22 protein-coding genes are annotated in these 21,907 nt (G+C 65.3%); 10 read left to right on the forward strand and 12 right to left on the reverse strand.

Annotation, left to right across the window (positions count from 1 at the left end; all coding sequences use genetic code 11):
• Nucleotides 1-27: 27 nt before the first annotated feature.
• Nucleotides 28-606, reverse strand: coding sequence for a TetR/AcrR family transcriptional regulator (locus tag N7607_RS16365; RefSeq protein ID WP_279865971.1), 579 nt, complete (start codon nucleotides 604-606; stop codon nucleotides 28-30).
• 106 nt (nucleotides 607-712) lie between these two features.
• Here N7607_RS16365 and N7607_RS16370 point away from each other — a divergent pair, with 106 nt between their 5' ends.
• Nucleotides 713-1,150, forward strand: a complete 438-nt coding sequence (locus N7607_RS16370) for a hotdog fold domain-containing protein (protein WP_279865973.1) — start codon at nucleotides 713-715, stop codon at nucleotides 1,148-1,150.
• A gap of 46 nt (nucleotides 1,151-1,196) precedes the next feature.
• On the opposite strand, the gene N7607_RS16375 is transcribed toward N7607_RS16370, so the two are convergent.
• The gene (locus N7607_RS16375; RefSeq protein WP_279865975.1) at nucleotides 1,197-2,186 is read right to left on the reverse strand and encodes a YhdH/YhfP family quinone oxidoreductase; all 990 of its coding nucleotides are present in this window, start codon (nucleotides 2,184-2,186) and stop codon (nucleotides 1,197-1,199) included.
• Between the two features lie 10 nt (nucleotides 2,187-2,196).
• On the reverse strand, nucleotides 2,197-3,219 hold the full coding sequence (gene sohB, locus N7607_RS16380) for a protease SohB (protein ID WP_279865977.1): 1,023 nt from the start codon (nucleotides 3,217-3,219) through the stop codon (nucleotides 2,197-2,199).
• Nucleotides 3,220-3,428: 209 nt separating this feature from the next.
• On the opposite strand from sohB, the gene N7607_RS16385 reads away from it, so the two are divergent.
• From N7607_RS16385 to N7607_RS16400, 4 genes are all read left to right on the forward strand, one after another.
• Nucleotides 3,429-4,139 (forward strand): histidine phosphatase family protein, encoded by a 711-nt coding sequence (locus tag N7607_RS16385; RefSeq protein WP_279865978.1) that lies wholly within the window; start codon nucleotides 3,429-3,431, stop codon nucleotides 4,137-4,139.
• 61 nt (nucleotides 4,140-4,200) lie between these two features.
• Entirely contained in the window at nucleotides 4,201-4,515 is a 315-nt protein-coding gene (locus N7607_RS16390; protein ID WP_137972692.1) for an SCP2 sterol-binding domain-containing protein, read from the forward strand.
• Between the two features lie 211 nt (nucleotides 4,516-4,726).
• Nucleotides 4,727-5,794, forward strand: coding sequence for a phosphotransferase family protein (locus N7607_RS16395; RefSeq protein WP_279865980.1), 1,068 nt, complete (start codon nucleotides 4,727-4,729; stop codon nucleotides 5,792-5,794).
• A gap of 24 nt (nucleotides 5,795-5,818) precedes the next feature.
• Nucleotides 5,819-6,586 (forward strand): SDR family oxidoreductase, encoded by a 768-nt coding sequence (locus N7607_RS16400; RefSeq protein WP_192400806.1) that lies wholly within the window; start codon nucleotides 5,819-5,821, stop codon nucleotides 6,584-6,586.
• A gap of 59 nt (nucleotides 6,587-6,645) precedes the next feature.
• Here N7607_RS16400 and N7607_RS16405 read toward each other — a convergent pair whose 3' ends face one another.
• On the reverse strand, nucleotides 6,646-7,296 hold the full coding sequence (locus tag N7607_RS16405; RefSeq protein WP_279865981.1) for a hypothetical protein: 651 nt from the start codon (nucleotides 7,294-7,296) through the stop codon (nucleotides 6,646-6,648).
• Between the two features lie 100 nt (nucleotides 7,297-7,396).
• Here N7607_RS16405 and N7607_RS16410 point away from each other — a divergent pair, with 100 nt between their 5' ends.
• Together N7607_RS16410 and N7607_RS16415 are read left to right on the forward strand one after the other, a co-directional pair.
• A complete protein-coding gene (locus tag N7607_RS16410) occupies nucleotides 7,397-8,173 on the forward strand; it encodes a TSUP family transporter (protein ID WP_279865983.1) in 777 nt (258 codons plus the stop codon).
• A gap of 9 nt (nucleotides 8,174-8,182) precedes the next feature.
• Nucleotides 8,183-8,548, forward strand: coding sequence for a glyoxalase superfamily protein (locus N7607_RS16415; protein ID WP_279865985.1), 366 nt, complete (start codon nucleotides 8,183-8,185; stop codon nucleotides 8,546-8,548).
• Nucleotides 8,549-8,551: 3 nt separating this feature from the next.
• Here N7607_RS16415 and nudC read toward each other — a convergent pair whose 3' ends face one another.
• The 3 genes from nudC to N7607_RS16430 are packed head-to-tail and all read right to left on the reverse strand — an operon-like array spanning nucleotide 8,552 to nucleotide 11,887.
• Nucleotides 8,552-9,385, reverse strand: coding sequence for an NAD(+) diphosphatase (nudC, locus tag N7607_RS16420; protein WP_279865986.1), 834 nt, complete (start codon nucleotides 9,383-9,385; stop codon nucleotides 8,552-8,554).
• Complete coding sequence (locus tag N7607_RS16425) at nucleotides 9,385-11,058, reverse strand: ferrous iron transporter B (protein ID WP_279865987.1); 1,674 nt, start codon at nucleotides 11,056-11,058, stop codon at nucleotides 9,385-9,387. The genes nudC and N7607_RS16425 overlap by 1 nt, the downstream gene beginning before the upstream one ends.
• A 16-nt stretch (nucleotides 11,059-11,074) precedes the next feature.
• Complete coding sequence (locus tag N7607_RS16430) at nucleotides 11,075-11,887, reverse strand: crotonase/enoyl-CoA hydratase family protein (RefSeq protein ID WP_279865988.1); 813 nt, start codon at nucleotides 11,885-11,887, stop codon at nucleotides 11,075-11,077.
• 222 nt (nucleotides 11,888-12,109) lie between these two features.
• Here N7607_RS16430 and nhaB point away from each other — a divergent pair, with 222 nt between their 5' ends.
• A complete protein-coding gene (gene nhaB, locus N7607_RS16435; RefSeq protein WP_279865989.1) occupies nucleotides 12,110-13,606 on the forward strand; it encodes a sodium/proton antiporter NhaB in 1,497 nt (498 codons plus the stop codon).
• 9 nt (nucleotides 13,607-13,615) lie between these two features.
• Here nhaB and N7607_RS16440 read toward each other — a convergent pair whose 3' ends face one another.
• From N7607_RS16440 to N7607_RS16460, 5 genes are all read right to left on the reverse strand, one after another.
• Nucleotides 13,616-14,959: an amino acid permease gene (locus N7607_RS16440; RefSeq protein WP_279865990.1), complete on the reverse strand. Its 1,344-nt coding sequence runs from the start codon at nucleotides 14,957-14,959 to the stop codon at nucleotides 13,616-13,618.
• A gap of 41 nt (nucleotides 14,960-15,000) precedes the next feature.
• The gene (locus N7607_RS16445; protein ID WP_279865991.1) at nucleotides 15,001-17,253 is read right to left on the reverse strand and encodes an Orn/Lys/Arg decarboxylase N-terminal domain-containing protein; all 2,253 of its coding nucleotides are present in this window, start codon (nucleotides 17,251-17,253) and stop codon (nucleotides 15,001-15,003) included.
• 127 nt (nucleotides 17,254-17,380) lie between these two features.
• Nucleotides 17,381-18,124: a DNA polymerase III subunit epsilon gene (gene dnaQ / locus N7607_RS16450; protein ID WP_279865992.1), complete on the reverse strand. Its 744-nt coding sequence runs from the start codon at nucleotides 18,122-18,124 to the stop codon at nucleotides 17,381-17,383.
• Nucleotides 18,117-18,572 (reverse strand): ribonuclease HI, encoded by a 456-nt coding sequence (gene rnhA, locus N7607_RS16455; RefSeq protein WP_279865993.1) that lies wholly within the window; start codon nucleotides 18,570-18,572, stop codon nucleotides 18,117-18,119. The genes dnaQ and rnhA overlap by 8 nt, the downstream gene beginning before the upstream one ends.
• 8 nt (nucleotides 18,573-18,580) lie before the next feature.
• On the reverse strand, nucleotides 18,581-19,339 hold the full coding sequence (locus N7607_RS16460) for a methyltransferase domain-containing protein (protein ID WP_279865994.1): 759 nt from the start codon (nucleotides 19,337-19,339) through the stop codon (nucleotides 18,581-18,583).
• 73 nt (nucleotides 19,340-19,412) lie between these two features.
• Here N7607_RS16460 and gloB point away from each other — a divergent pair, with 73 nt between their 5' ends.
• On the forward strand, nucleotides 19,413-20,195 hold the full coding sequence (gene gloB, locus N7607_RS16465) for a hydroxyacylglutathione hydrolase (RefSeq protein WP_279865995.1): 783 nt from the start codon (nucleotides 19,413-19,415) through the stop codon (nucleotides 20,193-20,195).
• Between the two features lie 92 nt (nucleotides 20,196-20,287).
• Nucleotides 20,288-21,868 (forward strand): LysM peptidoglycan-binding domain-containing protein, encoded by a 1,581-nt coding sequence (locus N7607_RS16470; RefSeq protein ID WP_279865996.1) that lies wholly within the window; start codon nucleotides 20,288-20,290, stop codon nucleotides 21,866-21,868.
• The last annotated feature ends 39 nt before the right edge of the window (nucleotides 21,869-21,907 follow it).

Consider the following 21,907-nt stretch of genomic DNA (forward strand, 5'->3'; position numbering starts at 1 on the left):
CGCGAGCAGAGCTCGCTCCTACCCAGACTATGCCCGCACCGACTCCCAGGCCACGCTGGCCAGCAGCTCTCGGCAGTCGGCCAGCTGTGTCTGCGTCCGCCCTGCCAGCCAGTTCCGGGCGAAGTCGTGGGTCGGGCCGATGATCACTGAGCCGAAGCAGTCCGTCGGCATGGCCTTGAACAGACCCTCCTGGCGATAGCCGGCCAGGGCATCGAGGATGCGCTGATAGTGCACGCGATTGGCCTCGCGCAGTTGCTCCCCCATTTCGCTGGCCTCGACCCGTCCGCGGCTGTGCAGGACGAAGCGCGCCCAGTCCGGGTTGGCCGCCACCCAGTCGATATAGCTGGTAACCAGCAACCGGACGCAGGCCTCGGCGCTGTCAGCCGTGGCGAAGCCCTCCTCCAGCAAAGCGGCGTATTCGGCAGTGCCGGCCAGGTAGAGCGCGCCGATGATCCGTTCCTTGTTGCCGAAGTGATGGTAGAGGCTACCGATGCTGGCGCCGGAGCGGTCGCGGATCATCTCGATGGTGGTGGCATCTACGCCGGTTTCGGTGAAGCAGGCCAGGGCGGCCTGAAGGATTTCGTCTTTGCGGGAACGGCGAGCCATGAGGCTTCCTCATCAAACTAGAATAAATTTCTAGAATTAAATTCTGATATTCGTATACTGCCTCGGCGCGCGCTTCTCTTCAATGCCATCCCTTTCAGGAGCACCCATGAGTCAGATGATGCAGATGTACAAGCAGGCAGGCCCGGCACAGTTCAGCGCCATGATCGGCCAGGTCGCCCCCTACTTCGCCAGCATCGCCCCGCAGTTCGTAGAGCTGCGCCCGGGCTACGCCGAAGTGACCTTCCCCAAGCGCCGCGAAGTGCTCAATCACATCGGCACCGTGCACGCCATCGCCCTGTGCAACGCCGCCGAACTGGCCGCCGGCACCATGACCGATGCCTCCATTCCCGCCGGCTGCCGCTGGATTCCCCGCGGCATGACCGTGGAATACCTGGCCAAGGCCAAGGGCGACGTACGCACCGTGGCCGACGGCAGCGCCATCGACTGGAGCCAGACCGGCGACATCAAGGTGCCGGTGGTGGCCTACGTGGAAGGCGAGCCGGTGTTCCGCGCAGAGATCACCATGTACGTCAGCCAGGCGTAAACGAAAAGGCCCGGCATATGCCGGGCCTTTCCTTCTACTCGACGTCTCAGCCGAGATTGACCAGCACCCGGCCGACCATCTGGCCGGCGAGGATCTGCTCGATGGCCTTGGGCAACTGCTCCAGGCTGACTTCCTCGGCCAGACTCTCCAGGTTGCCGAGCTTCCACTGCAGGGACAGCTTGTCCCACATGGAGGCCTTGACCACCAGTGGCAGTTCCACCGAATCCACCCCCAGCAGATTGACCCCGCGCAGGATGAAGGGCGCCACGCTCCCCTTGAAGCCCATGCCGGCGGTCAGGCCGCAGCAGGCGGCGCTGGCGCCATAGCGCAGCGACTTGACCACGTTGAACAGGATGTCGCCGCCGACCGTATCCACCGCACCGGCCCAACGCTCCTTGAGCATCATCTTCTCGCTGCCATCCTGCAGCTCCTCGCGCGGCACGATCTGCTGCGCGCCGAGCTGACGCAGGAACTCGCCCTGCCCAGCCTTGCCGGTGGACGCCGCAACGTTGTAACCGAGGCGCGATAACAGGGCCACGGAGATCGAACCGACGCCGCCGGTAGCGCCGGTCACCAGCACTGGGCCGGCAGCCGGGGTCAGCCCGGCCTGCTCCAGCTTGTCCACACACAGCGCGGCGGTCAGGCCGGCGGTGCCGAGCAGCATGGCCTCTCGCAGCGACAGGCCCTTGGGGCGCTTGATCACCCAGGCGGCCGGCACGCGGATGTACTGGCCGAAACCGCCGGCGGTGTTCATGCCCAGGTCATAGCCGGTGACGATGACCTCGTCGCCCGCGGCGAATTCGCTTACCGAGGACTCGGCCACCACGCCGGCGGCGTCGATGCCCGGAGTATGCGGGAAGGCCTTGGTCACACCGCGATTGCCGCTGGCGGACAGGGCGTCCTTGTAGTTGAGCGAGGAGTACTGCACGCGAATCAGCACCTCGCCGGCCGGTAGATCGGCGACGGCGCGCTCGACCACCTTGGGCACGAAGGCGCCGTTTTCCTCGCTGACCAGCAATGCCTTGAACTGGCTCATGCCTAGCTCCTTACCAGAACCGTTGTTGATTGAGACGACTCCACCAGCTCAGTAGCAGGCGGTCCAGCGTGACACTGGCGGCCAGGCCGAAACGCTCCGGCAGGCTCTTCTTCTCGGCGAAATGCAGATGGAACAGCTCGGCCTCGCGGGCGCGCTCGGCCAGGTATTCGTCGCTGGTCTTGAGTTCATCGACCAGGCGCTTTTCCAGCGCGGCGATACCCAGCCAGACTTCACCGGTGGCGATCTCGTCGATATTCAACTGTGAGCGATAGCGGGCCACGAAGTTCTTGAACAACTCATGGGTAGTTTCCAGGTCTTCCTGGAACTTCTCCCGGCCCTTCTCGGTGTTCTCGCCGAGTACGGTGAGGGTGCGCTTGAACTCGCCGGCGGTGAGCAGCTCGACGTCGATGTCGTGCTTTTTCAGCAGGCGATGGATGTTGGGCAGCTGGGCCACCACGCCGATGGAACCGAGGATGGCGAACGGCGCGGACAGCACCTTGTCGCCAATGCAGGCCATCATGTAGCCGCCGCTGGCGGCCACCTTGTCCACGCACACGGTGAGCGGCACGCCGGCCTGGCGGATGCGCGCCAGCTGCGAGGAGGCCAGGCCGTAGCCATGCACCATGCCGCCGCCGCTTTCCAGGCGCAGCACCACTTCGTCCTCGGCAGTGGCCAGGCTCAGCAGCGCGGTGACTTCGTGGCGCAGGTTGTCGGTGGCCGAGGCCTTGATGTCGCCATCGAAGTCGAGCACGAACACCCGCGGCTTGTGCCCGCCTTCCTTCTTCTGCTGCTTGGCCTGCTTCGCCTCGGCCTTGCGCTGAGCCTTGAGCTGCGCCTTGTCCAGCAGCTCGTGTTCCAGACGCTCGCGTAGCGCCTTGTAGAAATCGTTGAGCTTGTGCACCTGCAACTGGCCACCGCCTTTCCCGCGCCCCTTGCCACGCAGCGCGGCAATGGTCAGCAGTACCACGATGATCGCGACCACCACGGTCAGGGTGCGGAGCAGAAAGTCCGCATAATCCAACAGAAACTCCACAGGTTCCCCCTCGTCTATCCTGTCCCAGGGCCCAAGCCAGCACCCGCCGGCCCCCAGCATACCGGCGCGAACAGCTGCCGGCCAATCGCGACGAACCGCGCATCGGCCGTCTTCAGTGAATTCAAACAAGCGTATGTTTTTTCGTTGACAGCGGCCCGACTCCGGCCCTACCCTCGCGAAACTTCAACCCGCCGGGATCGACTGCGGACGTGGGCAGCATCTACCTGATACGACATGGCCAGGCCTCATTCGGTGCAGACGATTACGACGTGCTGTCGCCGCTCGGCGTGCGCCAGGCCGAAGTGCTCGGCGACCATCTCGCCCAGCTCGGTATCGGCCTCGATCGTTGCCTGAGCGGCAGCCTGCGCCGTCAGCAGCACACCGCCACCGCCGCCATGCAACGCTGCGTGGCCGCCGGACTGAGTGCCCCGGAGCTGGAAATAGACCCAGCCTTCAACGAATTCGATGCCGAAGCGGTGATCCGCAACCTGCTGCCGGCCATGCTGCCGGACGAGCCGGACGCCCTGGCCATCATGCGCAACCCGAAAGAAAACCGCGCCGCCTTCCAGCACCTGTTCGCCCGTATCATCCGGCGCTGGGTTAGCGGCGAGTACGACCAGCCCGAGCATGCCAGCTGGCAAGGCTTCGTCGATACCGTGCAGGGCGGCCTGCAGCGTGTGCTCGAACGCGCCGAGCGCGGCCAGAATATTGCCGTGTTCACCTCCGGCGGCACCATCACCGCCCTGCTCCACCTGCTGACCGGCGTACCGGCCGACAAGGCCTTCGAACTCAACTGGCAAATCGTCAATACTTCGCTCTCGCGCCTGCAGTTCCGCGGCAGTGAGGCGACCCTGGCTTCCTTCAACAGCCGTGTGCATTTGGAGCTGTTGAAGGCCCCGGAACTCATCACCTATCGCTGAGTCCGGCCCACAGCGGCCCGTATAAGGCCGTCAGTAACCCTTGATAACAAAGGATGAAACCATGAGCTCCGTTGCCGACACCATCAACACCATGAAGTCCAAGTTCAACGCCAGCGCTGCCGCCGGCCTGGACCTGGTGTTCCAGTTCAACATCGAAGACGGTGAGAACTACGCGCTGATCGTCAAAGACGGCACCTGCGACGTGCAACAGGGCGACAATGCCAATGCCAACGTCACCCTGATCATGGACAGCGCCACCCTGGCCGGTATCGCTTCCGGCGAAACCGACGGCATGCAGGCCTTCATGGGCGGCAAACTGCGCGCCGAAGGCGACATGATGCTGGCCATGAAACTGGCCGAGCTGTTCCCGGTATAAGCCCTCGGGCATACGCCGCGAAACGCAGAAAACCGGAGTCCTCGGGCTCCGGTTTTTTTTCGCCCGCACCCAGGGCAAATGCGGCAATCAGGCCCCTTGATCGACAACCAACAGCCACATCTATAACGCTGTGCTTTGCTTGTTAGGGCCCACGGGCAACATTAGATTAGCCAATGATAAGTGGCACCCATCATCATCAGAAGGGATAAGCATGACGCTGACAGACCAGTCCACCGGCATCCGCGAAGGCGAAGAGCTCGATGCCGCGCAGATCGACCCGTACCTGAAGGCGCACATCCCGGGTCTCACCGGCACGCCGCGTATCAGCCAATTTCCCGGCGGCGCCTCCAACCTGACCTATCTGCTGGAATACCCCGAGCAGGAATTCGTTCTGCGTCGCCCGCCATTCGGCCACAAGGCCAAGTCGGCTCACGACATGGGTCGCGAATACCGCATCCTCAACCAGCTCAACGATGGCTTCCCGTACTGCCCCAAGGCCTACGTGCACTGCACCGACGAGTCGGTGATCGGCGCAGAGTTCTATGTGATGCAGCGGGTCAAGGGCATCATCCTGCGCAGCGACATGCCGGCCGAGCTGAACTTCAGCGCCGAGCAGACCAACGCCCTGTGCAAGAGCTTCATCGACAAGCTGGTCGACCTGCATAACGTCGACTATCAGGCCTGCGGCCTGGCCGACCTGGGCAAGCCGGAAGGCTATGTGAAGCGCCAGATCGAAGGCTGGAGCGACCGCTACGAGAAAGCCCTGACCCCCGACGCCCCGACCTGGGAGCCGGTCAAGGCCTGGCTGCGCGAGAAGATGCCAGCCGACCACCACAAGCCGGGCATCGTGCACAACGACTACCGCTTCGACAACGTGATCCTCGACCCGGCCAACCCGATGCAGATCATCGGCGTGCTGGACTGGGAGCTGACCACCATCGGCGACCCGCTGATGGACCTGGGCAACACCCTCGCCTACTGGATCGAAGCCGCCGACCCGCAGCCCATGCAGCTGATGCGCCGCCAGCCGAGCAACGCCCCGGGCATGCTGAGCCGCCAGGAGTTCGTCGACTACTACGCCCAGCGCGCCGGCATCCAGATCGACAACTTCGACTTCTACTACTGCTACGGCCTGTTCCGCCTGGCCGGCATCGTGCAGCAGATCTACTACCGCTTCTTCCATGGCCAGACCAAGGACAAGCGCTTCGCCCAGTTCATCATGATGAACAAGCTGCTGGAGCAGGCTGCCCTGCAGGTCATCAAGAAATCCACCCTGTAACCCGGCTCAGACAAGGTACTCGCAATGTCCAAGACCAACCTGTTCGACCTCGACGGCAAGATCGCTTTCGTCTCCGGCGCCAGCCGCGGCATCGGTGAGGCCATCGCCAAACTGCTGGCCCAGCAAGGTGCCCACGTGATCGTCTCGAGCCGCAAGATCGACGATTGCCAGAAAGTCGCCGACGCCATCGTCGCCGACGGCGGCAAGGCCACCGCCATCGCCTGCCATATCGGCGAGATGGAACAGATCAGCAACGTGTTCGCCTTTATCCGCGAGCAGTTCGGCCGCCTCGACATCCTGGTCAACAACGCCGCCACCAACCCGCAGTTCTGCAACGTGCTGGACACCGACCTGGGCGCCTTCCAGAAGACCGTCGACGTCAACATCCGCGGCTACTACTTCATGTCCATCGAAGGCGGCAAGCTGATGAAGGCCAACGGTGGTGGCTCGATCATCAACGTCGCCTCGATCAACGGCGTCTCCCCGGGCGAGTTCCAGGGCATCTACTCGGTGACCAAAGCCGCCGTGATCAGCATGACCAAGGTCTTCGCCAAGGAGTGCGCGCAGTTCGGCATCCGCTGCAACGCCCTGCTGCCGGGCCTGACCGACACCAAGTTCGCCTCGGCGCTGACCAAGAACGACGCCATCCTCAACGTCGCTCTGCAGCGTATCCCGCTCAAGCGCGTGGCCGCTCCGAGCGAAATGGCCGGCACCGTGCTGTACCTGGCCAGCGATGCCTCCAGCTACACCACCGGCGTGGCGCTGAACGTGGACGGCGGCTTCCTCTCCTGAGGATTCGCCGGACATGAAAAAGGGACCCTCGGGTCCCTTTTTGTTTGCCTCGCGAAAAGCTATTGCCAGTCCTTCAGCGCCTGCTCGGCGGCCTGGTTCATCGGCCTGGCTAGCAGCCCGGTGGGGCTGAGGCTGACGGTGAAGGCGGCGCCGTCGGCAATCGGCAGATAGGTGACGCGCGCGGCCTGCGGATCGAACAGGAACAGGTCGCGCTGGCTCAGGCGCAGCCAGCGCCACAAGTCGATGCCATAGGGGCTCTGCGCCAGCTGGACCTGGGCATGGCGGGCATTCTGTTGCTGCTCGATGGCGAGGAAGCGACCGGAGAGCTTCTCCAGGCGGTAGCCCGGCTCCAGGCCGATCAGCGCGGCCAGGCCCTTCCAGCCCAGCAGGCGAGCGTCCAGCTGCCACAGGTCGCCCTCCAGTGTCACCTCACGCTCTTCGCCGCCCTCCAGCAGGTTGACCCGGTAGCGCTGCGGGCCGTCGGCGGCGAAGCTCAGGGTCACCAGCGGCTTGTCCTGCGCCTGGGCGTCATAGCTGCGCAGGTCATAGGCGACCACCCCAACCAGCAGCGCCAGAGCCAGGAAGGCCAGACCGGCGGTGCCGCGCAGCCAGGCGAGGAACCAGTTGGGAGCGAACAGGATGCGGGCGGCGATGAACAGCGCCAGCAGGGCCAGCAGGCCGGTGAACCAGGCCAGGCCGTCGTACTGCATGCGTGTGATTCCTTATACGAATTTTTCTCGGCATTATGCTCAGCAGCTGCGCGGCGAACCAGCAACGGCGCCGCACAATTGAACCCACTTCGAGTTTTTTATGCCCTTTCCCTTCGAGCTGGGAGTCGACCCGACCACCCTGCTGATCCTCGCCATCGTCGCCTTCACCGCCGGTTTCATCGACGCCATCGCCGGCGGCGGCGGCCTGCTGACCATTCCCGCCCTGCTCACCGCCGGCCTGCCGCCGCACCTGGTGCTGGGCACCAACAAGCTGTGCGCCACCTTCGGCTCGGCTACCGCCAGCTACACCTTCTACCGGCGCAAATTGTTCCAGCCGCGGCAATGGCGCAACGCGCTGATCGCCACGGCGATTGGGGCGGCGATTGGCGCGATCATCGCCCACTGGCTGCCAGCCGCCTGGCTCAACCAGATGCTACCGGCGGTGGTATTCGGCTGCGGCCTGTACCTGCTGTTCGGCAAGACACCGGAGACCCACGGCCAGCAGGACGCGCCGGTGGCCCAAGGCCGCCAGTGGCCACAAGGACTCGGTCTGGGCTTTTACGATGGCGTGGCCGGCCCCGGCACGGGGGCCTTCTGGACCGTCAGCACCCTGCTGCTCTACCCCATGGATCTGGTCCGCGCCAGCGGCGTGGCGCGCAGCATGAACTTCGTCAGCAACGCCATGGCCCTGACGGTGTTCATCCTTGCCGGCCAGGTGGCCTGGCTGCTCGGCATCAGCATGGGCCTGGCGCTGATGGCCGGCGCCTTCTTCGGCGCACGCACGGCGATCAGCGGCGGCTCCAAGTTCATCCGCCCGGTCTTCATCCTGGTCGTGCTGGCACTGACCGCACGCCTGGCCTGGCAGCACTGGTTCTGAGGAGTCGTCATGCAACTGAGCAAAACCACACCGATCCTGCGCATCTTCGACGAGGCCAAGGCGCGGGAATTCTATGTGGAGTATCTGGGCTTCCGAGTCGACTGGGAGCACCGCTTCGCCCCCGGCATGCCGCTGTATCTGCAGGTCTCCCGCGACGGCTGCGTGCTGCATCTGTCCGAGCACCATGGCGATGCCTGCCCGGGCGCGGCGATGCGCATCGAGACCGATGCCCTGGACGCGTTCCACCAGGAGCTGGAGCAGAAGGGCTATGGCTACGCGCGGCCTGGTATCGAGGCCCAGCCCTGGGGGAGCCGAGATATGAGCGTGAGCGATCCTTTCGGCAACCGCCTGACCTTCACCGACGCCGTGGGCTGACCCTCAACGCGGCAGCTGCGGCTCCGGCTGACCAAGGCGACGAGCCACATAGAGATCGATCAGATAGCGGGCGATGGAGCGGTGCATCGGCAACGGCGGCAGCTGGTCGATGGGGAACCAGCGGGCGTCCTCGATCTCGTCGGCCTGCGGCACGATCTCGCCGCCGACATATTCGGCGTGGAAGCCGAGCATCAGCGAATGGGGGAACGGCCAGGCCTGGCTGCCCAGATACTGCAGGTTGCCGACCGCGATGCCGACTTCCTCGTGCACCTCGCGGGCCACGCACTCCTCCGCCGACTCGCCCGGCTCGACGAAGCCCGCGAGGGTGCTGTAGACCCCGGGCACGAAGCGCGGCGAACGGGCCAGCAGCACCTCGTCGCCACGGCTGACCAGCACGATCATGCTCGGCGAGATCCGCGCGTAGCTGTCCAGGCCGCACTCGGGGCAGCGCATGCAGCGCTCGCCAGGCACCTGGCGATTGCGGCTGCCACAGCGACCACAGAAGCGGTGATTGAGATCCCAGGTGCCGACCTGCTCGGCGAACGACAGCATGCGGAAGGTCGGGTAGTCGGCCTGCAGCATGAACTGGCGCAGACCTTGCCAGAAGCAGCCGGGCATCTCTGCCGGCCGATCCAGCGCCAGCAGCCAGACCGGTTCGCCATCGAAGTGACCGAGGCCGTGTTCGGCCACCACCGGCAGGTCCTGGCGCTTAAGCCACTCACGGGGAAACAGCACGCCGTTGCTGTCGGCGAGGAAGCCCTGCGGGCAACGCACCAGCGCCCAGCCACCGGTCTGGGCGTTGTCCAGCGGCGGCGTGGTCTGCCAGCCGGAAGCCATCAGGGGGTTACCGACAGGCCCAGGGCACGCACGCTTTCCTCGGCCAGATCGAGCACGCTCGGCGTGGTCTCGGGACGCAGCACGGCGCCACCTTCGAGGTAGTACTCCAGGCTGCTGAGGGCATCGGCCAGGGTTTCCAGCATCTGCTCGGAAGGCATCTGCCGGGCATCGAGCATCTGCGTCTGGATGTAGTCGGCGCACAGGCCGATCAGCTTGGCCGCACGCTCCTGTCCGAGGAACCAGAGGCCGCCACGCACCGCCTGCAGGCTGAACGGCACGTTGGCCAGGTGCAGCTTGTCGCCGTTGGCTTCCAGATAGGAAGTGATCGCCCGCTTGGCCAGGGCCAGACCGCCCTGGGCCTCGTCGACCACCACAATGCGTGCTTCGACCAGCTGGTGAGCGGCGAAGGCCTCACCCTCGTCACCCGGCTGCACCGGCGCCGGACGCTGGTTGCGCTGCTCGCCACGATCCAGGCTGGCGACCATGCTCTCCACATAGAGCACCGCTTCGGCCAGCTTGTGCAGATCGGTATTGGCGGCAGGGCTGTTCTCGCCCCAGCCATTGACCACCGGCAGCTGCACCTGCAGCGCGTTGGCCGCCGAGCTGAGGCCGACCATGCTGAGGGTCTTGGCCAGCTTGCCGAGCAGGGCGTGCAGGTTGCCGAAGCTGTCGGGCTGGGCGGTGCCGCGCTCGATCAGGTCGAGCAGGTCCTTGACGCTGGCCAACTCCTCGCGGATGGCGGTGGACAAGGAGCGCATCACGCCCTGGCCGGGGCCGGACAGGCGCTGGTATTCCTCGTCGAGCAGGTGGTCGGTGAACGGCAGCGGGGTCAGGCCGAACACGTCACGCACGGCGCTGGCCTGCGGGCCACGGCTGTCGGCCAGAGCCACCAGGTAGAGCAGCTCCTTGAGCAGGCTGCGCGGCGCCTCGTAGCTGCCGTTGGCAGCCAGGGCCTGCTTGATCTCGCGATCCAGGCGCGAGAACAGTTGCTTGCGCGACTTGCGCGGCAGCAACTGACCGTCCAACTGCGACTCCACGGCGGCGGCGCCGGCCCAGTACAGGCGACCGGCCGGCTTGTCGACGAACAGGCTATCCAGGCGACCCAGGGCGCGCAGCATCAGCTTCAAGCCGGCCTGGGGATTGTCTTCGCGGATGAAGCCGAGCAGGCCGACCTGGAACATGTGGCGCAGACGGCGCGCATCTTCGGCGCTGGCATTACCCAGCGGCACACCGGCCGGTCGCGCCTGATCCAGGCGCACGCTGAAGAAGAAGCTCTCCGGCAACGGCGGCTGGGCACCGGCCTGACGCAGATCGTTGATCGCCGGCAGCAGCAGCTCGGGCATTTCCTGGCGGCTGGCGTCGACGTTTTCCAGATAGCGGCGCAGCACGTAAAGAGCATTGCTCAGGGCCGCCAGCTGACCGTCGCGCTCCTCGCCGGCACCGGCGGGAATATCGGTGGCCTGCTGCAGCACTTCCTGGGCCAGCAGCTCGGCGCCGGCCAGTTCGATCAGATTGAGGGTGCCACGCACCTGCTGCAGGTTTTCCACGGCCTGCTGCAGCAGGCTGCCGTTGTTCCGTTCGGCAATGAACTGTTCGAGACTCTGTTCGGTCTCTTCCATGGTGGTGAACAACTCGTCACGCACCAAGCTCAGGGATGTCGCTCCAGTGACCATGGGTCCGATAAACCTCTCAGTCGGCGAATTCCGGTTTCTGCTTGCTCATGTGCGCGGCCATGGCCACGCGCAGATCGGCAGACTGCAACATCGCGCCATTCCAGTTGGCGACGTACTCGAGGCCATCGTCGACCCGGTGGTCGCGCATGTAGCGAATCATGTGTTTGGTGCCGCGGATGGCGATCGGCGACTTGGCGGCGATCTCGCGGGCGATCTCGAACACGCCGGCCAGCAATTCTTCCTGGCTGGCGTAGGTGCGGTTGACCAGGTTGATGCGCAGTGCCTCATTGCCGTCGATGGTGCGGCCGGTGAAGGCCAGCTCACGCATCATGCCGTCGCCGATGATACGCGGCAGGCGCTGCAGGGTGCCGACGTCGGCGGCCATGCCCATGTCGATCTCCTTGATGGAGAACTGCGCATCCGCCGTGCTATAGCGCATATCGCAGGCCGAGATCAGGTCGATGGCGCCACCCAGGCAGTAGCCCTGGATCGCCGCAAGCACCGGCTTGCGGCAGTTGTCGACGGCGTTGAACGAGCCTTGCAGCTGGAGGATCTTGCGGCGCAGGGCTTCGGCGTTGCGGCCGACGTCCTTGCCCAGGGCGCTCCCGGCCTGGGCCAGCAGCATCAGGTCGATGCCCGAGGAGAAGTGCTTGCCGGCGCCGGAAAGCACCACCACGCGAGCCTCGTCGGTTTCGTCGACCCAGCGGAAGATCTCGATGATCTCTTCCCAGAAGTCGACGTTCATCGCGTTGACCTTCTCCGGGCGGTTGATCTGCACATGGGCGATCTTGTCGATGAGTTCGACGCGGAAAGCTTTGTATTCGGGCACGCAGATCATCCTCGAGGGCAAGGCGCACGGCAGCGCGCATAGATATGTTGTTTTGGAATCAATCGGCCCACTATAACAAGCACGAAACAAAAGTCGATGCTGGCTACTGTGATGCAGAACACGCTAGCAAAGCTAAGAAGATTTCTGACTATATTCGTTAAACGCTTGATCTTTTTGGAGCTGGTCCGGAATCTTCGCCCTTTTCTTCAGGGGACAGAACCGATGAAGCGATCCTTGGCAGGCGCCCTCGCGCACAACTTCCTCGGTGGCTCGCCGTCCTGGTACAAGCTGACCATTCTCTTCTTCTTGATCGCCAATCCGGTGGTGCTATGGAGCGCCGGCCCGGTGGCGACCGGTTGGCTGCTGGTGGGCGAATTCATCTTCACCCTGGGCATGGCGCTCAAGTGCTATCCGCTGCTGCCTGGCGGTCTGCTGGTGCTGCAGGCCATCCTGCTCGGCCTGGCCACACCGAAGGCTCTCTACGACGAGCTGGCGCACAACTTCCCGGTGATCCTGCTGCTGATGTTCATGGTCGCCGGCATCTACTTCATGAAGGACCTGCTGCTGTTCCTGTTCTCCCGCCTGCTGCTGGGCGTGCGTTCCAAGGCGCTGCTGGCCCTGCTGTTCTGCCTGCTCTCGGCCTTCCTCTCGGCCTTTCTCGATGCGCTGACCGTGACCGCGGTGATCATCAGCGCGACCCTGGGCTTCTTCTCCGTCTATCACCGGGTCGCTTCGGGCCGTGGCGTCCAGGACGAGGAGTCCCTGGAGGCCGAGGCGATAGAGCTGCACCGCGAGGACCTGGAGCAGTTCCGCGCCTTCCTGCGCAGCCTGCTGATGCACGGTGCCGTGGGCACCGCACTGGGCGGGGTGTGCACCCTGGTAGGCGAGCCGCAAAACCTGCTGATCGGCCACGAAATGGGATGGAGCTTCGTCGAATTCTTCCTCCAGGTAGCGCCGGTGTCGATGCCGGTGCTGGCCGCCGGCCTGGCAACCTGCGTGCTGCTGGAGCGCCTGGGCTGGTTCGGCTACGGCGCCCAGCTACCGGCCGCCGTGCGCCAGGTGCTGGCCGAGCACGCCCGCGCCAGCGATGCCCGGCGCACCCCGGAGCAGCTTGCCGCACTCTTGGTTCAGGGCCTGGCGGCAGTGCTGCTGATCATCGGCCTGGCCCTGCACATGGCCGAAGTCGGCCTGATCGGCCTGGCGGTCATAGTGCTGATCACCGCCTTCTCCGGCATCACCGACGAGCACCGTATCGGCCGCGCCTTCCAGGACGCACTGCCGTTCACCGCGCTGCTGGTGACCTTCTTCGCCGTGGTCGCGGTGATCCAGCAACAGCAGCTGTTCACCCCGCTGATCCAATGGGTGCTGGCGCTGCCCATGGAGCAGCAGCCGGGCATGCTGTTCATCGCCAACGGCCTGCTTTCGGCGATCAGCGACAACGTGTTCGTCGCCACCATCTACATCACCGAGGTCAAGCAGGCGTTCCTCGCCGGCAACATGAGCCGCGAACACTTCGAGGCGCTGGCGGTGGCCGTCAACACCGGCACCAACCTGCCCAGCGTGGCCACGCCCAATGGCCAGGCGGCCTTCCTGTTCCTGCTCACCTCGTCCATCGCCCCCCTGGTGCGCCTGTCGTACGGGCGCATGGTGTGGATGGCCATGCCCTACACGGTGGTCATGGGTGGCCTGGGCTGGTGGGCGGTCAGCTACTGGCTGTGAGGCCCGGCCTCACTTGCCGAGGTTTTCCGCCTGCACCCGGTTGCGCCACTGGCGCCAGGTGTAGAGCGGAATGCCGACCATCAACACCAGGAAACCCCAGAAGATCGCCTGCTCGCCGGTGCCGTACAGCGCCCACATCGAGTAGATGAAGGCGCAGCAGCCGATCCACAGCAGCCGGCCGCTCTCACGGTGGCCGAAGTCGCCGGGACGCATCGCCATCAGGTGCAGCAGCGCCGCGGCGCAGAATACATAGGGCACGACGCCGGCCATGGTGCCGAGCAGGATGATCACGTTGAACACCTCGACCAGCTCGCCCTGCCCGTCCACGATCACCAGCAGGGTCACCAGCACGCCCGACACCAGCAGACCATTGGCCGGCACGCCGTAGCGATTGGTCTTGGCCAGGGACTCCGGCAGCAGGCCGTCGCGAGCGGTGGCCATGGGAATCTGGCCCTGCAGCAGGACCCAGCCATTGAGCGCGCCGAGACAGGCGATCACCGCACCGCCAGCGATGAAGTAGTAGCCCCAGTCGCCCAGCATCACCCGCGCCGCGTCGGCGAAGGGCGCAGTGGATTTAGCCAGCACTTCCGGCGGCAGAATGCCCTGCACGGCGGTGATCGAGAGGATGTACACCACCGCCGCCACCAGAGTGCCGACCAGCGTCGCCCGTGGAATGGTGCGGCGTGGATCGCGCACATGCTCGGCCGGCACCGTGGCCGACTCCAGGCCGATGAAGGACCACAGGGTCAGCGCCGCCGTGGTGGCGATGGCCTGGGCATAGCCGCCGCCGGGTAGCTGCGCCGGCTCGGGGATGGTCAGGTACTCGGGGTTGAAATAGAACCAGCCGAGCACACCGACCAGCAGCAGGGGCACCAGCTTGAGCAGGGTGAGGATGTTCTGCACGTAGCCGAAGGCGGTGATGCCGCGCAGGTTGATCAGCGTACACAGCCAGATGGCGCCGATGGCGGTAGCCACCATCGGTATCGGTGCGCGCAACGCCGGCAGGAATACCTGCAGGTAACCGACCAGGGTCACGGCGATGGCGGCATTGCCGATCCAGGCCGCCTTCCAATAGGTCCAGGCGCACAGATAACCGGCGAAGCCGCCGAAGGCATCTCGGGTATAGGCGTAAGGGCCGCCCGCCGCCGGATTGAGCCGCGCCAGACGCGAGAAGGTCAGGGCCAGCAACACCGCACCGGTGCTCGACACCAGCCAGCCGACCAGGCTCAGGCCACCGTAGGGCGCCAGGCTGGATGGCAGGAGGAACACCCCCGAGCCGACCATGTTGCCCACCACCAGGGCGGTACAGGTCCAGAAACCCATCTCGCCCTTGCCACTCTTGTCCTGAGCCATGTTCCCCCCGGATTTGCACAGGCCCGGTCACCTGACCGGCGCTACTCCTTGATGCAATCCACTGTATAGCAGGCCTGCCCCGCCACTTCCTCCCGCTGCAGACCATGCACGTCGGCGTCGAAGCCGGGGAACTGGCTGTCGAAGGTGCGGGCGAACTGCAGGTAGTCGATGATTGAGCGGGTCTCGGGGGTGAAGCGTTCGCCCGGCATGATCAGCGGGATGCCCGGTGGATAGGGCACCAGCATCACCGCGGCGATGCGCCCTTCCAGCTGTTCGATCGGCACCGCCTCGACCTCGCCACGCACCAGCTGGTTGTAGGCGTCGGCCGGCTTGATCGCCACCTGCGGCAGCACCGTGTACATGCGCTTGAGCGCCTTGGCCGTGGCGTTCTCCCGGTAGCAGCCGTGCAACTGGTCGCACAGGTCGCGCAGGCCCATGCCGGCATAGCGCGCTCCACCCTCGCGGGCGATCGACGGCAGCGCGTCGAGCAGCGGCACGTTGGCGTCGTACAGGCGCTTGAACTCCAGCAGCTCGGTGAGCAGGGTGCTCCACTTGCCCTTGGTGATGCCCATGGAGAACAGCACCAGGAAGGAGTACAGGCCGGTCTTCTCCACCACCAGGCCGCGCTCCCAGAGGAACTTGCTGACCACCGCGGCAGGGATGCCGGCCTCGGTCAGCTTGCCGTCGGCGGACAGCCCCGGCATCACCAGGGTGACCTTGATCGGGTCGAGCAGCACGTAGTCCTCGGCCACCTCGCCGAAGCCGTGCCAGTCGGCGTTGGGCTGCAGCAGCCAGTCGGCGGTCTGCACACCCTCGCCGCCGGCCTGTTCCGGCTGCCAGATGCTGAACCACCAGTCGTCCTGCTCCAGGTTCTGGCGCAGGTTGGCCAGGGCGCGGCGGAAGCTCAGCGCCTCGTCGAAGGTTTCCTGGATCAGCGAGCGCCCGGCCGGGCCCTCCATCATCGCCGAGGCCACGTCCAGCGAGGCGATGATGCCGTACTGCGGCGAAGTGGAGATGTGCATCATGAAGGCTTCGTTGAAACGATCACGGTCCAGCTGGCGCGCACCGCCGTCCTGCACATGGATCATCGAGGCCTGGCTGAAGGCGGCCAGCAGCTTGTGCGTGGAGTGGGTGGTGAACACCAGCGGCGAATGCTCGTCGCACTGGGTGCCCATGCCGTAGCGCCCGGCGTAGAACTCGTGGAAGGCGGCGTAGGCGTACCAGGCCTCGTCGAAGTGCAGCACTTCCACCGAGTCGCCCAGGGCCTGCTTGACCATCTCGGCGTTGTAGCAGAGGCCGTCGTAGGTGGAGTTGGTCACCACCGCCAACTTGACCTTGGGTGCGCGGCCGCGGGCCAGCGGGCTGGCGTCGATCTTGGCCTGGATTGACTCCCTGCTGAACTCACTCAGTGGAATCGGCCCGATAATGCCCAGCTCGTTGCGCTCCGGGCACAGGTACAACGGGATGGCGCCGGTCATGATGATCGAATGCAGGATCGACTTGTGGCAGTTGCGGTCCACCAGCACCAGGTCGTCGCGGCCGACCATGGAGTGCCAGACGATCTTGTTCGCCGTCGAGGTGCCGTTGATCACGAAGAAGGTGTGGTCGGCGCCGAAGTTGCGCGCGGCGCGTGCCTCGGCCTCGGCCAGCGGGCCGGTGTGATCGAGCAGCGAGCCCAGCTCCGGTACCGACACCGAGAGGTCGGAACGCAGGGTGTTCTCGCCGAAAAACTGGTGGAACGCCTGCCCCACCGGGCTCTTGCGATAGGCCACGCCGCCGCCATGGCCGGGCGTGTGCCAGGAATAGTTGGACTGCGCGGTGTGCTGCACCAGCGCCTTGAAGAATGGCGGCAGCAGGCCGTCGAGGTAGTTGTGCGCGGCGCGCGCCACCTGGCGGGCGAGGAAGGACACGGTGTCTTCGTACAGGTAGAGAATGCCGCGCAGGTGGTTGAGGTCGGCCATGGCTTCGGCCGGCGCGTTCTCGATGGTCACCTGCTCACCCAGGGCGAAGATCGGCAGCTGCGGTGCGCGCACGCGGGCAATGCGAATCAGCTCGACCATGTCCTGCAGCAGTCGCTGGTTCTCCCCCGCCCCTTCGGCGGCCACCAGGATGCAGGCCAGGCCATGGTGGGTGGAGGCGACAATGCGGCCTTCGGCGGAGCTGGCGGTGGGGAGGATAGTGAAGCCGTCCTTGCTCAGCTCTTCGGCAATGGCACGGACACGCTCACCGGCGACGGTATCGGCCTTGATGTCGCGGTGAACGATGAGGATGGGGAAGTTCAGGTCTTTATACATTGGAGGTTCCTGAGGGTGGTGCTCTCAGGCACCTATCCCCTCAGGTTAGAAGTTCGCCCGAACGGGCGGAACCCCCAGTGCGGAAGGCTGTAAGAAAAGGTCGCATTGGCCATACGACCGGTTCCGCTCAGCTCACCGGCTCCTCGGCCGGCGCGTCCATCTTGGCCCACAGCGACGGGCCGCCGGCGGACTTCTCGATGATCGCCAGGCGCGCCGCATGGGCCGCCAGCTCCTCGTCGCTGGCGCGCAGCACGCGGGTCAGGTTGCGGCCCGGATCGAGGCGACGGATCGGGCTGGGCAGCACGCGACCGGAACCGTCACCGCCTTCACCGGCCAGCGACAGGTGGGTCTGGCCACCGGTCATGGTCAGGTAGACGTCGGCGAGAATCTCGGCGTCGAGCAGTGCGCCGTGCAGGTCGCGGCCGGAGTTGTCGACGCCATAGCGCTTGCACAGGGCGTCGAGGTTGTTGCGCTGGCCCGGATGGCGCTCACGCGCCATCAGCAGGGTATCGAGAATCCCGCAGTAGTCGCTGACATCGCTGCGTTCGGTCTGCCCGAGCAGGGCAAATTCGTTGTTGATGAAGCCAACGTCGAACGCTGCGTTGTGGATGATCAGCTGGGCGCCAGTGATGAACTCGAAGAACTCGTCGGCCACATCCTTGAAGCGCGGTTTGTCGGCGACGAATTCGTTGGTGATGCCGTGGACCGCGATGGCGCCCTCGTCGATCTCGCGATCGGGGTTGAGGTAGACGTGGAAGTGGCGGCCGGTCAGGCGGCGGCCCTCCAGCTCTACGCAGCCGATTTCGATGATGCGGTGACCATCGGTAACCGGCATGCCGGTGGTTTCGGTGTCCAGTACCACACTACGCATGCTTCATTGCCCTCACTTCATCTACACCGCGGTTGGCCAGCTGATCGGCCTTCTCGTTGCCCGGGTGGCCGGTATGCCCGCGCACCCATTGCCACTCGACCTTGTGGCGGCCCACTTGCTCGTCCAGCGCCTGCCACAGGTCGGCGTTCTTTACCGGTTCCTTGGTCGAGGTCTTCCAGCCGCGTTTCTTCCAGTTCGGCATCCATTCCTGGATGCCCTTCATCACGTACTGCGAGTCGGTCACCAGGCGCACCGAGCAGGGCCGAGTCAGGGCGATCAGCGCGCAGATCGCCGCCATCAGCTCCATGCGGTTGTTGGTGGTGTTGGGCTCGCCGCCCCAGAGTTCCTTTTCAGCACCTTTGAATACCAGCAGCGCTCCCCAGCCACCCGGGCCGGGATTGCCCTTGCAGGCGCCATCGGTATAGATCTCGACTACGTCTTCGCTCATTGAATGCTCTAGTTATCCGAATCGCGCCGGCTGACCTTGGCCACCGGCATCGGCAGCAGCTTGCCCATGCTGGCCCGCTGTACCGGCCGCAATGGGCGCAGGCCGACTACCAGCTTGCGCGCCACCAGCAGATAGAAGCCGGCACCAGGCGCCTGCAGACGACCGCCCCAGCGTTCCAGTCCAGCCAGGCGCGCCTGCCAGGCCGGCGCGGAAAGCGGCGGACGATAGCACCCGAAGCGGCGTTTCTCCAGCGCGAATCCCAGCAGGCTGAGCCAGTCCGCCAGGCGGCTGGGCGAGATGCAGCGGGCCTGGCGAAAGCCATCGCGAGCGAAGTAATGACGCAGGCCCCAGGTGCTCCAGGGATTGACCCCGGTAACCAGCAGATAGCCGCCCGGACGCACGCTGCGCGCCGCCTCGCGCAGCAGCCCATGGGGCGACAGGCTGAAGTCCAGGCCGTGCTGCAACACCACCACATCGGCGGCGTGTTCGCCCAGCGGCCAGGCCTGCTCCTCGCAAGCAATATGCACGCCGGCCAGCGGTGCGCCCAGGCGCACATTGCAGCGAATCTGCGGCGCCTTGGGCGGCTCGGCCGCGGCCGGGCCGTAATGCACCAGGTAGCCACCGAAGTAGCGCGCCAGTTCCTCATCCAGCGCCTGGCGCTCTTCGCTCAGCAGCAGCTCGCCCAGCGGTGAAGCCAGCCACTCGCGGGCGGCGGCGGTCAGTTGCAGCCAGTCGGCATCGGCCTGGGCGAAGGGTGGTTCGCTCATCGGGACCTCCATGACACAAGCGGGACGTTGCCGATTAAGATGCGCCATTGCTCTCAAAATGGCGACCCCGCACATGTTTCAGATCGACGCCCTGCCCGCCTTCAGCGACAACTACATCTGGCTGCTGCAGGACAACGCCACCCGCCGTTGCGCCGTGGTCGACCCAGGCGATGCGCAACCCGTGCTGAACTGGCTGGCCGCGCACCCGGACTGGCAGCTCACCGATATCCTCGTCACCCATCACCACCCGGACCATGTCGGCGGCGTGGTCAAGCTGAAGGATGCGACCGGCGCCCGGGTCAGCGGCCCGGCGCAGGAGAACATCCCGGCCCGCGACCTGGCGCTGGACGATGGCGCGCAGGTCGAAGTGCTCGGGCGCAACTTCCTTATATATGCGGTGCCCGGCCACACCCTCGGCCATATCGCCTACTACCAGGCCGAGGAAGGCTGGCTGTTCTGCGGCGACACCCTGTTCGCCGCCGGTTGTGGCCGTCTGTTCGAGGGCACGCCGCAACAGATGAACGCCTCCCTGCAACGCCTGGCCGCCCTGCCGGACGCCACCGCCGTGTACTGCACCCACGAATACACCCTGAGCAACCTGCACTTCGCCCGCGCAGTGGAGCCGCACAATCCGGCGGTAGCCGCGCGCTTCGCCGAAGTCAGCGCCTGGCGTGCCAATGGACGCATCAGCCTGCCCTCCAACATCGCCCTGGAGAAGGCGACCAACCCCTTCCTGCGCTGCGACGAAACATCCATTAAAGAAAAAATCGACGAGCGGAACGGCGCCCAGCAGCGTACGGCGGACGAGGTGTTTGCTTGCCTGCGCAGTTGGAAAGACCAGTTCAAGGCGGCCTGACAACTGACCGGAGGGCTGGTGAAAACTTGACCACCCCTAGGGGCATTCCTAGAATCCCCCCACTTTTTTGCGCCGGCAGATGCTACCGACCGATGTTCTTATTACCTTTCGGAACCCTTGATCCAGCAGTGCTGACCCGGCGAGCGAAGGCTCTGGCGGTGCTGCTGTGCCTGGGTCTGGCGGGTTGCCAGAACATGGCGCCGAGCGACGACGATGGCAGCGACACCGACCGAGCCGTGGCCCTGCAGCAGGAGCCGGAATGGCTCAACGAGCCCGCTGAACCGCAAGCGCCCACGGATATCTGGGAGCGCATGCGCGACGGTTTCAAGCTGCAGGACGAGATTGGCATCAACCCGCGCATCGAGAACCAGCGCCTGTGGTTCGTCAGCAACCCCTCCTTCCTGGAAAACGCCAGCGAGCGCGGCAGCCTGTATATCCACTACGTGGTCGAGCGTCTGGAAGAGCGCAACATGCCGATGGAGCTGGCCCTGCTGCCGGTGATCGAAAGCGCCTATAACCCCCTCGCCTACTCGCGCAGCCATGCCGTCGGCATCTGGCAGTTCATTCCGTCCACCGGTCGCCACTTCAACCTGCGCCAGACCAACTGGTACGACGGCCGCCGCGACATCACCGCCTCGACCAATGCCGCGCTGAGCTACCTGACCCGCCTGCACGACATGTTCAACGGCGACTGGCTGCTGGCCCTGGCCGCCTACAACGCCGGCGAAGGCACGGTGAGCCGCGCCATCGAGCGCAACCAGAAGCTTGGCCTGCCCACCGACTACTGGAACCTGCCGCTGCCCCAGGAGACCCAGAACTACGTGCCGAAGCTACTGGCCCTGTCGCAGATCGTGCTGTCGCCCGAGGCCTACGGCGTGCGCCTCAACCCGATCGCCAACGAGCCGTACTTCGAGCAGGTGGCGAGCAAGCCGGGCCTGGACCTGGCGCGGGTGGCGGCCATGGTCGACATGGAAGAGGACGAGCTGGAGAGCCTCAACCCCGCCTTCAAGAAGGGCATCACCATGGACGGCCCGCAGCACCTGCTGGTGCCGATCGCCAAGGCCGAGCTGTTCAACGCCAACCTGGCCCTGATGAAGCCGCAGGAAGTGGTGCGCTGGCAGGAGTACCGGGTGCGCTCGGGCGACAACCTGCACAGCATCGCCAACCGCTACCACCTGACGGTGAACACCCTGAAGGACGTCAACCAACTGCGCAGCAACAGCCTGCGCGTCGGCCAGGTCCTCAACATTCCTGCCCAGGGCGGCGGCCGCGAGCCGGTCGAGGGCCTGCAGCAGGTGGCCAAGGCACCGGCCAGCCAGCCGCAGCGCTATAAGGTGAAGAGCGGCGACAACCTCTGGCAGATCGCCAATGCCCACGGCGTTTCGCTCAAGGACCTGCAGCGCTGGAACGGCCTGAATGCCCGCAGCAAGCTGAGCCTGGGCCAGGTGCTGGATATCCGTGGCGGCAGCGGCGGCACCGGCAACTCGGTGGCCGCGGCGAAGAACAACGATGCCCGGCAGAACGTGACCTACTACCGGGTCAAGAATGGCGACTCGATGTATCTGATCGCCCAGCGCTTCAAGGTCAACGTCAAGCATTTGCAGAGCTGGAATCCGCGCAGCAACAGCCGCGCGCTGAAGCCGGGGCAGACCCTGACCCTGTACCTCGACTGACAGAAGTCCCACCGCATGAAAAGGCCGCCCCAGGGCGGC

The sequence above is a fragment of the Pseudomonas sp. GD04019 genome (assembly GCF_029837695.1).
Taxonomy (GTDB): Bacteria; Pseudomonadota; Gammaproteobacteria; order Pseudomonadales; family Pseudomonadaceae; genus Aquipseudomonas.

Bases quoted from the DNA above. Each gene is read 5' to 3' on its own strand.
- gloB (WP_279865995.1), top strand. From the start codon at position 19,413: ATGTTTCAGATCGACGCCCTGCCCGCCTTCAGCGACAACTACATCTGG.
- N7607_RS16370 (WP_279865973.1), top strand. From the start codon at position 713: ATGAGTCAGATGATGCAGATGTACAAGCAGGCAGGCCCGGCACAGTTC.
- N7607_RS16395 (WP_279865980.1), top strand. From the start codon at position 4,727: ATGACGCTGACAGACCAGTCCACCGGCATCCGCGAAGGCGAAGAGCTC.
- N7607_RS16375 (WP_279865975.1), bottom strand. From the start codon at position 2,186: ATGAGCCAGTTCAAGGCATTGCTGGTCAGCGAGGAAAACGGCGCCTTC.
- N7607_RS16440 (WP_279865990.1), bottom strand. From the start codon at position 14,959: ATGGCTCAGGACAAGAGTGGCAAGGGCGAGATGGGTTTCTGGACCTGT.
- rnhA (WP_279865993.1), bottom strand. From the start codon at position 18,572: ATGAGCGAAGACGTAGTCGAGATCTATACCGATGGCGCCTGCAAGGGC.
- nudC (WP_279865986.1), bottom strand. From the start codon at position 9,385: ATGGCTTCCGGCTGGCAGACCACGCCGCCGCTGGACAACGCCCAGACC.
- N7607_RS16410 (WP_279865983.1), top strand. From the start codon at position 7,397: ATGCCCTTTCCCTTCGAGCTGGGAGTCGACCCGACCACCCTGCTGATC.
- N7607_RS16390 (WP_137972692.1), top strand. From the start codon at position 4,201: ATGAGCTCCGTTGCCGACACCATCAACACCATGAAGTCCAAGTTCAAC.
- N7607_RS16415 (WP_279865985.1), top strand. From the start codon at position 8,183: ATGCAACTGAGCAAAACCACACCGATCCTGCGCATCTTCGACGAGGCC.
- N7607_RS16445 (WP_279865991.1), bottom strand. From the start codon at position 17,253: ATGTATAAAGACCTGAACTTCCCCATCCTCATCGTTCACCGCGACATC.
- N7607_RS16400 (WP_192400806.1), top strand. From the start codon at position 5,819: ATGTCCAAGACCAACCTGTTCGACCTCGACGGCAAGATCGCTTTCGTC.
- dnaQ (WP_279865992.1), bottom strand. From the start codon at position 18,124: ATGCGTAGTGTGGTACTGGACACCGAAACCACCGGCATGCCGGTTACC.
- N7607_RS16405 (WP_279865981.1), bottom strand. From the start codon at position 7,296: ATGCAGTACGACGGCCTGGCCTGGTTCACCGGCCTGCTGGCCCTGCTG.
- N7607_RS16425 (WP_279865987.1), bottom strand. From the start codon at position 11,058: ATGGTCACTGGAGCGACATCCCTGAGCTTGGTGCGTGACGAGTTGTTC.
- N7607_RS16365 (WP_279865971.1), bottom strand. From the start codon at position 606: ATGGCTCGCCGTTCCCGCAAAGACGAAATCCTTCAGGCCGCCCTGGCC.
- nhaB (WP_279865989.1), top strand. From the start codon at position 12,110: ATGAAGCGATCCTTGGCAGGCGCCCTCGCGCACAACTTCCTCGGTGGC.
- N7607_RS16470 (WP_279865996.1), top strand. From the start codon at position 20,288: ATGTTCTTATTACCTTTCGGAACCCTTGATCCAGCAGTGCTGACCCGG.
- N7607_RS16460 (WP_279865994.1), bottom strand. From the start codon at position 19,339: ATGAGCGAACCACCCTTCGCCCAGGCCGATGCCGACTGGCTGCAACTG.